Here is a 12,400-nt window from a genome sequence, read left to right as displayed (position 1 = left end):
GTGCTCAGGGCTCCCGCAGGCGGACCAGGCGCTCGTGCCCAGTCTCCTCGAGCTCGGCGATGTCGTCGCGCGACTTGAGGAAGTCGGAGAACGACCGGTAGCCGAGGGCCTTCTCGCTGAAGGACGGGTCCATGCGGCGCATGTGCGTCTTGACCGCGGAGCTGTGCAGCCATTCGTCGGCGTCCGCCTTGTCGTGGCCGAGACGCAGCGCGCGCTCCAGCAGCCGCGTGGCTTCGCCCTGGTCGTCGATCTTCTCCTCGACCTTGGGCTCCTCGGCGGTGGGCTTGCTCTTGGCCTTCGCGCGCGACTTCGACGCGGTCTTGGGCTTCGCGGCACCCGCGTCCGAGGTGGCCGGGGCGGACGGCTCCGCCGGAACCTCGACCGCGGGGGTGGCGGCGGGCTGTGTGGTCTTCGTCGGACGCGCCACGCCGGGGAGCGAGTCGTACGACTCGAACTCGTCGCAGGCGGCGGCGAGGGACTTCGCCGTGGACCCGGCGACGCCCACGCCGATCACGTAGCGGCCGAGGCGCTTGCAGCGCTGCGCGAGCGGGACGTAGTCGCTGTCGCCCGCCACGATGACGACGTGGGTCAGGTCCGGCAGGCGGAACATGTCCTCGACCGCGTCGACCGCCAGCCGGATATCCGCGCCGTTCTTCGCGTACGCCGCGGCCGGGAAGAGCTGCACGAGATCCACCGCGCGCGCCACGAGCTGCGAGCGGTACTCGGCGTTGACCGGCGACGACCAGTCCGCGTAGGCCCTCGTGAGCACGAGCGTGCCGAAGGACGCCGCGTAGTCGATGATGGCCCCGACCTCGATCATCGCCCGGTTCAGTCGCTCGGCGACCTCGGGGTCGTTCGGGTGCTCCGTGATGCGCTGGCGATCCTTGCCGTAGGAGTTGCGGCCGTGGACGCGGTCGTACCAGGAGATGACGATGTTGTCGAAGTCCAGGTACACCGCCACGCGGGCGTCGGTCGTCTCAGCCACGGTCGTCCTCCTCACCGGGGTACCGGACGCCGATCTGCGCGCGGATCTCGTCGAGGGCGCCCATGATGGCGACGCTCTCCGCGATGGGGAGGATGTCGCCCTCGAGGAGACCGTCGCGGACCAGACGCTCGGCCGCGAGCGCCTGGTACTGCATGCCGCGGCCCTCGACCTCCGAGACGTACTCCTCCTGCACGGTGCCGTCCGGCCGCACGACACGGAAGGTGGTGGGCGTGTACCAGACCCGGTCGATGTCGATGCGGGCCTCGGTGCCGACGATGCTCGCGGCGTTGGGGCCGGCGCCGCGCGAGGAGGAGAGGGTCGTGGAGATCGCTCCACTCTCGTGGATCATGACGGTGGCGACCTCGGAATCGGCCCCGGTCTCGACCAGACGCCCCACGGCGCGGATGGTGGTCGGTGCCCCGAGGACGTCCCAGACGAAGGAGATCGGGTAGATGCCGAGGTCGAGCAGCGCCCCGCCGCCCAGTTCGAGCGCGTTCAGACGGTGTGCGGGGTCGGTGGGCAGCTGCTGCGTGTGGTCGGCGCTCACGGTGCGGATCTCCCCCAGGGCGCCGTCGGCGAGGAGCTCGCGGATGCGGACCATGTGCGGCAGGTAGCGCGTCCACATCGCCTCCATCACGAGCAGCCCGCGCTCGGCGGCGAGGCGCTGGAGGTCTTCGGCCTGCGTGCGGTTCAGGGTGAACGCCTTCTCCACGAGCACGTGCTTGCCGTGCTCCAGGGCGAGCCGGGCGTTCTCGTGGTGCATCGGGTGCGGCGTGGAGACGTAGACGATGTCGACGTCGGGATCGGAGACCAGCGCCTCGTACGACGGATGCGCGTGCGCGATGTCGAAGCGTGCGGCGAAGGCGTCGGCCGACTCCTGCGAGCGCGAGCCCACCGCGACGAGGTCGAGGCCGGCCGTGCGCAGATCGGATGCGAAGGCGCCGGCGATGCCGCCGGTCGCGAGGATTCCCCACCGAAGACCTGTCATGGTCTCAGCGTAGGGGGTGCGGCGGGGGATCGCTCTCTCACAGAACTTTGTCAGCTTCCCAGGACGAAAGTCTCGTGCGGCTGACTCGACCAATTCGTAGGGTGAAGGAGTGATTGAACCCATGCCGACAACCAGAACTTTCAGATGGTCATGGTGGCTCCTCGCCTTTGCGGTTAGCCTGCTCCTGACTCTCATCCCGATTGTCATCACTGCCATCAATTTCGGCTCCATGGGTGGCGAAATTGAGGCATACGATCCGACTCCTGCTGAGTTGGCCACTTGGCAAACCGGTGAGATGGCCTACCGAATCGCCACTGCCGGGGCTTTCTTGACGGTCGGGCTCGGTATTGTGGCCGCAGTCCGCCAGCCGAGCAAACGAGTCGTATGGGGTGCGTGGTTTGTTGGAGGCGCACTCCTCATCATGCTTGCAGCGGCGATCTTCGCCTGGGAAAGTACCCCTCAGGTGTGATCAGGCTTCGCTCCCGGGCAATAGGAATAATCAACCTGAAGTTCGCCGATCCGCGACTCTGCCCGATTAACTTGGCGAAGAAGCTCCATGTTTCGAGAAGGCACCTTTCCAGAGCATTCCGAACGTGTGGCAGAATCGGAGTTTCGTCGACGATCTCTCACGTGCGTATTGGTGCCGCATTGAAGATCATTCGCGAGCGACCGGATCTGCCACTTCGGCATGTTTCCGAAACGGTGGGATTTAACGATTCGAACACTTTCAGAAACCGGTTCAAGGCCGCTACGGGATTGCTGCCTCGTCAATATCAAGCGAGAGTGCGACAGCCAGATACACGCTCTTGGGTCCCTGTGGTCGTGCACATCGGGTGTGAGCGACGGAGCGTGCCCCGGGTAGACCCCCGGGGCACGCTCGATCAGTGAGCTAACTCGGCATCAGGGGTTGCATCCTTGCGCCACCTGAACCCACCAGAACACATCTGGGCGCCACGACTCCATGTCGTAGGTCGCTCCTCCGCCAGAGCCATTGGCTGCGACGTGACAATGGAACTGATTGAGAATCGTTGAGGTCACCTTGTTCGCATTCGTGCCAAGTCTGGCCTTCAGGTCGGCGGTATGGAACTTGTAGGTGCCCAACGCATTGTTCTGGCGACCGAAGGCGGTCGGGACAGCGCGGACGACGTACTTCGAGCCACCCTGGTTCGTGACGTACGCGGACTCGACAAGCCACTTACCCAGGTACGGGTCAGCGACGAGCGGATAGACGACATCCTCGACCGCGTCAATGTCCACATGCTGAGTGAGCACCCCGTCAGCGTAGGTGAACCACGTGGGGATCTCTTGGCCGATCGCATCCTTTGCCCACGGCTCCGCAACGCCACCGAGATACTCGCCCTTGCTGTTGAGATAGGCCATAGCTCCACCCTCAAGGAGCTCTGCGGTGGCGTCACTCGGCAGGTCCAGCGCGAAATCGTAGGTGCGTGGCGCCGTTGCATCATCGATCCGGATCGCGAAGAGTGCGGATGCATCGTCGAGAAGCACAGCCTCGACCTCGCTCGATGCACCGGTCTCTTCCGCGGTCAAACTAATCGTTCCGCTATCGGACGAGATCGAGATCGTGTCATCTTTCACCGTCGCGTCAACATCACCCACCGATGTCGATGAGACGGTGGATGGTGCGATCATCTCTGCGATCTCGGGCGCTGCGGCTCGCAGTTCTTCTATCGTGTCCGCCTCGTTCTCGGCGCTAGCGGCATGCGGTGTCGTGACGGCGATGCCTACTACCAGAGATGCGGCGATTATTGATCTGAGACGCACTATTCAACCCTCCAGGTCGTGTGTTCATGTCTTCTCAGTCTCGGGTGTCTGGTCCAGATTGAAACCTCAAATCCGGGACCGATACGTCCCCAGTCGGTTCCGTGCGGCTTCGAAGCACGGCACGATTCTGCTCGTACCGATACAGATAAACAGGAGCTACGAGTGGTCAAAGTGAAGCGGTTGATTCAGTCCATCATCGGCGTATCTGCGTCAGTGATCATGGTCGCTACCGGGGGGACAGCGGCGCACAGTGCGACAAGCTACAGCGAAGAGACACCGCCCCCGGTCGAGGTTGGATCCCTCTCGCAGTTGACCAACGCGGAGGCGGATCTTCTCGCCAGCGACGACCTGAAGCGAGTCAGCGTCGATCCCTACACGGGGGACGTCACGTCGGTGGTTCCCATGTCAGAGGCGGAGCTGAATGAGGAGGTCTTCGGCTCGCTTCCGCCCCAGGGAAGCACCAGCACGAGAGCGGCATCGCCAAACTGCACGAGCACCTCACAGCCGTGCTGGCACGCGGCCACACCCAGCATCAACTATCGGTTCACTCTCGGCACAACCAAGGGAACCTGGGGTGCCCGCAAGGACTTCTGGACAGGAAACTACTACGCGAAGCTCTGCTGGATCGATCCTCTGCCGACGAACCCGTTCAACCCGGGTACTGTGTGCATGCCTCTTCGCAACGGAACCAAGGCGTGGATTCAGATTGGTTTCACGGTCACCGGAAAGCAGGTGAACGTTTCCAGCATTCGATGATGCCTCGTGGCATGCGCGCACCTCAGCGTTCATGCCGCTGCTGAGATCGCACTGCGATTGAAGAGCCGCCCCGACACCGTCGTCGGGGCGGCTCTGGGTTTTACCTCTACTCGTCGATGCGCTCGGTGGCACCACCACGACCGTGAGGCATCGGTGCCAGCGGGCGCAGCGGGTCCGGACTGCAGACGCAGCAGTGATGGAGAATCGCGGCTCCGAGAGTGAAATGACCCGCATGAGTCGGTGGCGCTAGAACAGGGCATCCCGATCGAGGCCTCCCTGCGCGCTCGACAGCTTTTCCTCGTATGTCGACGCGTGACCTGTGGTGTCGCGCGAGTCGCGCCGTCGCAGCCCCGATTCCTACCGTGAAGAAACCTCGTCCCACCCGAAGCCAGGAGGCCTCCGCATGAACCGTCGTCTGATCCGCGCTGCCGCCGTGGCGCTCCCGCTCGTGCTCGCGGGGAGCCTCGCCGCCTGCGCGTCCACGCCCGCTCCCGCGGTCTCACCGGCGGCCGGCGGCGACCCCGTCACCGGAGGCACGCTGACCTACCTCGAGCACCAGGCCTACACGAACCTGTATCCGCCGCAGGCCGGCTTCTACCCGAACGGCGGCATCGTCAACAACATCGCCGCCCGGCTCACCTGGCAGAACCCGGAGACGCTCGAGATCGAGCCGTGGATCGCCGTGGACTGGACAGTGAACGACGACGCCACGGAGTACACCTTCGACCTCAACCCGGACGTGACGTTCTCGGACGGCACACCCGTGGACGCCGCCGCCGTGGCGAAGAACTTCGACACCTACGGGCTGGGCGACGCCGAGCGCGGGCTCACCGTCTCCGAGGCCATCAACAACTACGCCGGCAGCGAGGTGGTCGACGAGGACACCGTGACGTTCCGCTTCAGCGCGCCGTCGCCCGGATTCCTGCAGGCGACGTCGACCATCAACTCGGGACTGCTGTCCCCGGAGACCCTGGACGGCACGATCGAGGACTTCGGCGCGGGCAACGCGGAGGACATCATCGGCTCCGGTCCCTTTACGGTCACGGACGAGAAGCTCGGCACCGAGTACACCCTCACCGCCCGCGACGACTACGCCTGGGGCCCGGACAGCGCCGAGAACGACGGTCGTCCCTACCTCGACGCCGTGCACGTGCTGGTCACGCCCGAGGACTCCGTCCGCATCGGGTCGCTGCTCGCGGGTCAGGCCGACTACGTCCGCTACGTCCAGGCGTTCGACGAGGACCGCGTCGAGGGCGCCGGATTCACGCTCTACGCCCCGCAGACCCGCGGCGTGAACAACTCGATCGCCCTCCGCCCGGAGAACCCGCTGCTGTCCGACATCCGCGTGCGCCAGGCGATCATCGCCGCGGTCGACGCGCAGGAGGTCGTCGACACCCTGTTCACCGAGAACTACCCGGTGGCCACGTCGGTGCTGTCCTCCCAGGCCGCGGGCTACAAGGACGAGTCCGCGCACTACGCCCACGACCCGGAGAAGGCGGAGGCGCTGCTCGACGAGGCGGGCTGGGAGCCCGGCGCCGACGGCATCAGGGAGAAGGACGGCGAGCGGCTGTCGATCACGGTCTACGAGGCCAAGCCGCAGCCGCTGTCGAAGCAGACCCTGGAGCTCGTGGCGCAGCAGCTCGCGGCGGTCGGTGTGGAGCTCACCGTCAAGCCCGGCGATGCGGGCAGCTACGCGGAGGACACGCGTGATCCGCTGAAGACGGGGTTCTACCACTCGATGGTCGGGCGTGCCGACCTCGACGTGATCAAGAGCCAATACTTCACGAAGAACCGCGACGTGCTCATCTCTCAGGACGCGACGCTCGACGAGCTGCTGCTCGCCGTCGCCTCTGAGCCGGACGCCGAGAAGCGGGTGGCCGCCTCGCAGGCCGTGCAGGACTACATTGCGGAGCAGGCGTACGTGATCCCGCTCTTCGAGGAGCCGCAGGTCTACGGTGCGGCCACGTATGTGCACGGCGTCGCCTTCGAGTCGGTCGGCCGGCCCACGTTCTCCGGCGTGTGGCTCGCGGAGCACTGAGGATCACGGTGACCCCATGACCTTCGTCCTCCGACGGGCCGGGCAGGCCGCGATCGTGCTGATCGCGGCCTTCACGGCCACGTTCTTCCTGCTGCAGCTGCTGCCGGGAGACGCCATCCTCATCAAGTTCTCCGACCCGAGCCTGGGGCTCTCGCCGGAGCAGCTCGACGACATCCGCGCCACCTACGGCGCCGACGTGCCGTGGGGGGAGCAGTACCTGCACGCGGGTCTCGGCTTCCTGGCGGGCGACTTCGGCTACTCGACCCAGTACGGCACCCCGGTGCGGACGATGCTCGCCGAGGCGCTGCCCGCCACGCTGCTGCTCGCGACGCTCGGACTCCTGGTCGCCGCCCTCCTCGCGGTGCTGATCGCCGTGCTCTCCTCGCTCGCACCCTTCGCGTGGCTGCGGGACGGCCTGCGCCAGGTGCCGGGACTGTTCGTCGCGGTCCCGGTGTTCTGGCTCGGGATCCTGCTCATCCAGCTGTTCTCGTTCGGACTCGGCTGGGTGCCGATCGTGGGGGCCGATCCTGTCAGCGGGCTGATCCTGCCCGTCCTCACGCTCGCCGTGCCGATCTCGGCGCCGCTCGCCCAGGTGCTGGTCCGGTCGATCGACCGGGTGCAGGCGCAGCCGTTCGTGACCGTGGTGCGGGCGAAGGGGGCGCCGCCGGCGTGGGTGCTCACGCGCTCGGTCGCACGCAACGCCGCCGTCCCGACGCTCACCATCGCGGGGGTGCTGTTCGGAGAGCTCGTCGGAGGCGCCGTGGTCACCGAGACGGTGTTCGGCCGCACCGGCATCGGACGCCTCACGGAGCAGGCCGTCGCGAACCAGGACATCCCGGTGCTGCAGGGAGTGGTGATGCTGTCGGCGCTGGGGTTCGTGGTGATCAGCTTCGCCGTCGACCTCGCCACGCCCCTGATCGACCCGCGGCAGCGGCGATCGGCGCGCGCCGCCCGTTCCCGCCCCGTCCTTCCCGCCGCCCAGGAGGTGCCCGCATGACCGCTCCCGTGATCGCCGAGACGTCGGTCGAGACGTCGGGTGCCCCGACCGCGCCGTCCGCCCCGGCGCCCGTCTCCGCATCCCGTCCGCGACGGCGGTCGCGTGCCTGGGGACTGTACCTCGCGTTCGCGGTCGTCGCCGTGGCGGTGCTGTGGGCGGTGATCCCCGGCGTCTTCGCGCCGGGCGACCCGCTGACCGGCGTACCCGCCGACAAGCTCCTGCCCCCGAGCGCCGCGCACTGGTTCGGGACCGACGCGCTGGGCCGCGACCTGTTCGGCCGGGTCGTGCACGGCGCGGTGCACTCCCTGTCAGGGGCGCTCATCGCCGTGACCGTCGGCCTCGCGCTCGGCACGCTCCTCGGGGCCGTCGCCGGCGCGACCGGCGGCATCGTGGACGACGTGCTGATGCGGATCGTCGACGTGCTGCTGGCCATCCCCGGGCTGCTGCTGTCGCTCTCCGTCATCATCCTGCTCGGATTCGGAACGGTGAACGCGGCGATCGCCGTGGGACTCGGCAGCGTCGCCGCCTTCGCCCGGCTCATGCGCGCCGAGGTGGCGCGGGTGCGCCGCACCGAGTACGTCGAGGCGGCGTACGGCAGCGGCGGCACCTTCGTCGCCGTGCTGCGCCGGCATGTGCTCCCGAACGCCCTCACCCCGATCGTCGCGCTCGCCGCCTTGCAGTTCGGCACGGCGATCCTCGCCATCTCCACCCTCGGCTTCCTCGGCTACGGAGCCCCGCCGCCCACCCCCGAGTGGGGGCTGCTGATCGCCGAGGGACGCAACTACATCGCGACCGCCTGGTGGCTCACGGCGCTGCCCGGCCTCGTCGTGGTCGCCGTCGTGCTCAGCGCCAACCGCATCAGCCACCGGCTCGGAAGGAGCCCCCGATGACACTGGCGACCCCTCCGTCACCAGCCTCACCCGTCCTCGCCGCGACGGACCTGCGGGTCTCGTACGCCGGTCGCGAGGTCGTGCACGGCGTCTCCTTCGCCATCGCCGAGGGGGAGACGCTCGCCCTGGTCGGCGAGTCGGGCTCCGGCAAGTCCACCACGGCGCACGCCCTCCTCGGCCTGCTGCCGCAGGGCGGACGGGTCGAGGGCGGCCGCGTCCGCCTCGGCGACCTCGACATCTCCGGATGGTCGGATCGGGCGTTCCGCGGCATCCGCGGGTCGGAGATCGGGCTGGTGCCGCAGGATCCGACGACGTCGCTCGACCCGGTGCGCCCCGTCGGCGTGCAGGTCGCCGAGGTGCTGCGCCTGCACGGGCATCGCGACCGTCGTTCCCGGAACGCCCGCGTGCTCGAGCTGCTCGACCGCGTCGGGCTGGACGACCCCGATCTGCGCGCCCGACAGTATCCGCACGAGCTCTCCGGCGGCATGCGGCAGCGGGTCCTCATCGCGGCCGCGATCGCCCTCCGGCCTCGACTGCTCATCGCGGACGAGCCCACCAGCGCCCTCGACGCCACGGTGCAGCGCCGAGTGCTGGACCTGCTGGACGAGCTGCAGCGCGAGGACGGCACGAGCATCCTGCTCGTGACGCACGACCTCGGCGTCGCCGCGGACCGGGCGGCGCGGATCGCGGTGCTGAAGGACGGTCGGATCGTGGAGCAGGGGCCGAGCGCGCAGGTGCTCGCGGAGCCGGAAGACCCGTACACGCGGCAGCTGCTCGCCGACGCGCCCGCCTTCACGACCGGCTTCCGGCGTCCGGACGCGCCGCCGTTCCTCCGGGATCCCGCGGCGGTGGCCGCCGAGAAGCCGTACGAGATCGTGGCCGCGGGCCTCGTGAAGGAGTTTCGGGTCGCGGGTCGTGAGCGCTTCCGGGCGGTCGACGACGTCTCCTTCCGGGTGCGCCGCGGCACGACCCATGCGCTGGTCGGCGAGTCCGGATCGGGCAAGTCCACGACCGCGCGCCTGGTCACGCGCTTCCTCCGTCCGGACGCCGGGACCGTGGAGCTCGCGGGGGAGGACGCGACGGCCGTCGAGGGGGCGCGACTGCGTGCGCTGCGCCGACGGATCCAGCTCGTGTACCAGAACCCCTTCGCCTCGCTCGATCCACGGCAGCAGATCGCCGACATCGTGGCCGAGCCGCTGCACAACTTCCGCATCGGCGGCCGGTCCGAGCGTCGGGATCGCGCGGTCGCCCTGCTCGAACGCGTGGCGCTGCCGGCGGATGCGGCCCGCCGTACGCCGAGTGAGCTCTCCGGCGGGCAGCGGCAGCGGGTCGCGATCGCACGGGCGCTCGCCGTCGACCCCGAGATCCTCGTGCTCGACGAGGCGGTGTCGGCGCTCGACGTGACGGTGCAGGCGCGCATCCTCGAACTGCTCTCCGCGCTCCAGGCCGAGCTCGGACTCACCTACCTCTTCATCTCGCACGACCTCGCCGTGGTGCGCCGCATCAGCCACACCGTCTCCGTCATGCACCGCGGTCGCGTGGTGGAGGACGGGCCGACCGAAGAGCTGTTCCACGACCCGCAGCACGAGAACACCCGGGAGCTGCTGGCCGCGGTCCCCGGACGAACGGAGGTCCTCGCATGAGCACCACCCCTCGTCCCACCGTCGCGTTCTTCACGCGGCTCCTCGACGACGCGTCCCCGGTCGACCGCTACCGCCTCGCCCTGGCGCAGATCCAGCACGCCGAGAAGCACGGGGTGGGGCGGGCGTGGGTGGCGCAGCACCATTTCCGGGCGGCCGAGGGCGGGCTGCCCTCGCCGCTCGTCTTCCTCGCGCATGCGGCGGCGCGCACCTCGCGGATCCGCCTCGGCACCGGGATCATCACCCTGCCCCTCGAAGACCCGGTCCGCGTGGCCGAGGACGCCGTGGTGGCCGACCTGCTCGCGGACGGGCGGATCGACCTCGGGCTCGGCAGCGGCGGCACCCCGTCGTCCTTCGCGCCCTTCGGGGAGGACGTGCGCGACAAGGGGCCCACCTACGACCGCAAGCTCAGTCTCCTGCTCGACGCTCTCGCCGGCCGGGACATCGGTGCGGGGAACACGCTGTATCCGGACGCGGGGTCGCTGGCCGCGCGCATCTGGCAGGCGACGTTCTCGGCACCCGGCGGTCATCGGGCGGGCGTCCACGGTCACGGACTGCTGCTGTCCCGCACGCAGCCCCGCCCCCACGACCGGCTGCACGCGCCGCTGTCCGCCCTGCAGGACCCCATCATCGACGCGTACCTCGACGCGCTGCCCGCAGAGGCGACCCCGCGCATCACCGCCTCCCGCACCGTGTTCGTGGCGGACGACCGCGCCGAGGCGCTCCGGTTCGCCGAGGTCGGGTTGCGGCGCGCGGCCGAGGGCTTCCGTCGGCAGGGCCAGACGATCCCCGGAGACGACCTCGACGACCTCATCGCCGCGCTCGACACGCATCTCGGCACGCCCGAGGAGGTCGCCGCCTCGCTCGCCGCGGACACGACGCTGCACCGCGCGACCGAGGTGGCGTTCCAGGTGCACTCGGTCGACGCACCGCACGCCCACGTCCTGCGGTCGATCGAGCTGTTCGCGACGGAGGTCGCCCCGGCCCTCGGCTACGCGCTGTCCCCGCCGGATCCCGAGAGCACCCGCACTGCCGAGAACACCCCCACCGTGAAGGAGAACGCATGACCGCCGACATCGTCGACCAGCTGACGGGGGTGACGCCGGAGCTCGATGCGCTGCGTCGTCGCCGTCCTGTGACCAGGGAGGAGCTCCAGGCGAGCTTCGACGCGCTGTTCCACCCGGTCTCCGCGGAGCACGTGTCGCTCGCCGAGCGCGCGCTGATCGCGGCGTTCGCGACCGCGCTCGCCGGTGAGGACGACCCCACGGCGGAGTTCTACGCCGGGAGAGCGCGCGAGATCGACCCTGAGCGCGCCGCGATCGTCGCCCGAGAGGCCGAGGCCGCCGCGACCACCGGACCGTTCGGTGCCTACACCGAACGCGGGCTGGAGGCCGAGAGCACCGACGGCGCGCGGTACGTGCCGGACGCGGCGGCGTCGGCTGCCCTGGGGGAGCGCCTCGCGGCGGCTCTCGCGCACACGCACCTGCTGGTGTTCCGCCCCTGCGAGGCATCAGGCACCGACCTCGGCCGTCTGCACGACGCCGGTTGGTCGACGGACGGGATCGTGACGCTGTCGCAGCTCGTGTCGTTCCTCGCCTTCCAGCAGCGGGTCGTCACCGGCCTCCGCGTGCTCCAGAAGGCCGGACTCACCGCCACCGCTACCGACACCGCCACCGCTACCGACACCGACACCGACGAGGAGGCCGCATGACCGCCGCCGACACCGTGCTCCGCCACGACGACGCCCCCTATCCTGACGCCTTCACCCGCGCCGAGGTCGGCTGGACGCCGCACCTCGCGCCGCTGGCGGAGGAGGATCTCACTCCGCGGCACCTCGACGGCCTCGTCGACGCCGCCCGCGCGAAGAACGAGTACTTCCGGCTGCTCGCGCGCGACCCCGAGGTGCTTCGCGCGCGCACCCTCGTCGACAAGGACATCTTCTACAACACTGCGGAGGGGCTGCCCCGCGCGGAGCGGGAGCTCGCCGCGACGGCCGCCTCCCGCCGCAACGGCTGCGTCTTCTGCGCCTCCGTGCACTCCCGGTTCGCGGCGCACCACGGCAAGCGGCCGGAAGCCGTCGACGCGCTCCTCGCCGAGGGCGTGGACGCAGACCTCGGGGAGCGCTGGAACGCGATCGTCGCCGCCGCGGTCGCGCTGACCGACACGCCCCGCGCGTTCGGTCCCGCGCACATCGCGCGCCTCCGTGCGGCCGGACTGGACGATCTCGAGATCGCAGACGTCGTGCACGGCGCGGCCTTCTTCAACTGGGCGAACCGGCTGATGCTCTCGCTCGGCCGCCCCACTGCTCCCGCCTGACCGACAGG

At 69.2% G+C, this 12,400-nt stretch carries 13 protein-coding genes; 10 read left to right on the top strand and 3 right to left on the bottom strand.

The window, feature by feature from the left end:
- Positions 1-4: 4 nt before the first annotated feature.
- Positions 5-985: an NYN domain-containing protein gene (locus B2W79_RS13065; protein WP_071328784.1), complete on the bottom strand. Its 981-nt coding sequence runs from the start codon at positions 983-985 to the stop codon at positions 5-7.
- Positions 978-1,973, bottom strand: coding sequence for a Gfo/Idh/MocA family protein (locus B2W79_RS13060; RefSeq protein WP_292790100.1), 996 nt, complete (start codon positions 1,971-1,973; stop codon positions 978-980). The genes B2W79_RS13065 and B2W79_RS13060 overlap by 8 nt, the downstream gene beginning before the upstream one ends.
- A 109-nt stretch (positions 1,974-2,082) precedes the next feature.
- On the opposite strand from B2W79_RS13060, the gene B2W79_RS13055 reads away from it, so the two are divergent.
- Complete coding sequence (locus tag B2W79_RS13055) at positions 2,083-2,442, top strand: hypothetical protein (RefSeq protein ID WP_177173816.1); 360 nt, start codon at positions 2,083-2,085, stop codon at positions 2,440-2,442.
- Positions 2,358-2,861, top strand: coding sequence for a helix-turn-helix domain-containing protein (locus B2W79_RS17660; protein ID WP_396654699.1), 504 nt, complete (start codon positions 2,358-2,360; stop codon positions 2,859-2,861). Before B2W79_RS13055 ends, B2W79_RS17660 begins: the two co-directional genes overlap by 85 nt.
- A gap of 12 nt (positions 2,862-2,873) precedes the next feature.
- Here the strand turns inward: B2W79_RS17660 and B2W79_RS13050 are convergent, their stop codons facing one another.
- Positions 2,874-3,755, bottom strand: coding sequence for a DUF2599 domain-containing protein (locus B2W79_RS13050; protein WP_292790098.1), 882 nt, complete (start codon positions 3,753-3,755; stop codon positions 2,874-2,876).
- A 162-nt stretch (positions 3,756-3,917) separates the two neighbouring features.
- Between B2W79_RS13050 and B2W79_RS13045 the strand changes: the two genes are divergently transcribed.
- The 8 genes from B2W79_RS13045 to B2W79_RS13010 all read left to right on the top strand — a co-directional run bounded on the left by B2W79_RS13045 (position 3,918) and on the right by B2W79_RS13010 (position 12,392).
- Positions 3,918-4,511, top strand: a complete 594-nt coding sequence (locus B2W79_RS13045) for a hypothetical protein (protein WP_292790096.1) — start codon at positions 3,918-3,920, stop codon at positions 4,509-4,511.
- 403 nt (positions 4,512-4,914) lie between these two features.
- On the top strand, positions 4,915-6,549 hold the full coding sequence (locus B2W79_RS13040; protein WP_292790094.1) for a TIGR04028 family ABC transporter substrate-binding protein: 1,635 nt from the start codon (positions 4,915-4,917) through the stop codon (positions 6,547-6,549).
- Between the two features lie 16 nt (positions 6,550-6,565).
- Entirely contained in the window at positions 6,566-7,546 is a 981-nt protein-coding gene (locus B2W79_RS13035) for an ABC transporter permease (RefSeq protein ID WP_292790092.1), read from the top strand.
- Positions 7,543-8,436, top strand: coding sequence for an ABC transporter permease (locus B2W79_RS13030; protein WP_071330023.1), 894 nt, complete (start codon positions 7,543-7,545; stop codon positions 8,434-8,436). Before B2W79_RS13035 ends, B2W79_RS13030 begins: the two co-directional genes overlap by 4 nt.
- The gene (locus B2W79_RS13025; RefSeq protein WP_292790089.1) at positions 8,433-10,079 is read left to right on the top strand and encodes a dipeptide ABC transporter ATP-binding protein; all 1,647 of its coding nucleotides are present in this window, start codon (positions 8,433-8,435) and stop codon (positions 10,077-10,079) included. Before B2W79_RS13030 ends, B2W79_RS13025 begins: the two co-directional genes overlap by 4 nt.
- Positions 10,076-11,143, top strand: coding sequence for a putative FMN-dependent luciferase-like monooxygenase (locus tag B2W79_RS13020; RefSeq protein WP_292790087.1), 1,068 nt, complete (start codon positions 10,076-10,078; stop codon positions 11,141-11,143). Before B2W79_RS13025 ends, B2W79_RS13020 begins: the two co-directional genes overlap by 4 nt.
- A complete protein-coding gene (locus B2W79_RS13015) occupies positions 11,140-11,787 on the top strand; it encodes a CMD domain protein (RefSeq protein WP_292790085.1) in 648 nt (215 codons plus the stop codon). The genes B2W79_RS13020 and B2W79_RS13015 overlap by 4 nt, the downstream gene beginning before the upstream one ends.
- Positions 11,784-12,392, top strand: a complete 609-nt coding sequence (locus B2W79_RS13010; protein WP_071330027.1) for an alkylhydroperoxidase domain protein — start codon at positions 11,784-11,786, stop codon at positions 12,390-12,392. Before B2W79_RS13015 ends, B2W79_RS13010 begins: the two co-directional genes overlap by 4 nt.
- Positions 12,393-12,400 lie beyond the last annotated feature (8 nt).

It is taken from the genome of Microbacterium sp. UBA7513, assembly GCF_002478345.1.
GTDB lineage: Bacteria > Actinomycetota > Actinomycetes > Actinomycetales > Microbacteriaceae > Microbacterium.
The sequence above is the reverse complement of the archived record's forward strand: the minus strand, read 5'-3'. Positions and strand labels throughout refer to the sequence as shown.

Coding starts and splice junctions, on each gene's coding strand:
- B2W79_RS13060 (WP_292790100.1), bottom strand. CDS start 1,973: ATGACAGGTCTTCGGTGGGGAATCCTCGCGACCGGCGGCATCGCCGGC.
- B2W79_RS17660 (WP_396654699.1), top strand. CDS start 2,358: ATGGGGTGCGTGGTTTGTTGGAGGCGCACTCCTCATCATGCTTGCAGC.
- B2W79_RS13040 (WP_292790094.1), top strand. CDS start 4,915: ATGAACCGTCGTCTGATCCGCGCTGCCGCCGTGGCGCTCCCGCTCGTG.
- B2W79_RS13035 (WP_292790092.1), top strand. CDS start 6,566: ATGACCTTCGTCCTCCGACGGGCCGGGCAGGCCGCGATCGTGCTGATC.
- B2W79_RS13030 (WP_071330023.1), top strand. CDS start 7,543: ATGACCGCTCCCGTGATCGCCGAGACGTCGGTCGAGACGTCGGGTGCC.
- B2W79_RS13025 (WP_292790089.1), top strand. CDS start 8,433: ATGACACTGGCGACCCCTCCGTCACCAGCCTCACCCGTCCTCGCCGCG.
- B2W79_RS13020 (WP_292790087.1), top strand. CDS start 10,076: ATGAGCACCACCCCTCGTCCCACCGTCGCGTTCTTCACGCGGCTCCTC.
- B2W79_RS13015 (WP_292790085.1), top strand. CDS start 11,140: ATGACCGCCGACATCGTCGACCAGCTGACGGGGGTGACGCCGGAGCTC.
- B2W79_RS13010 (WP_071330027.1), top strand. CDS start 11,784: ATGACCGCCGCCGACACCGTGCTCCGCCACGACGACGCCCCCTATCCT.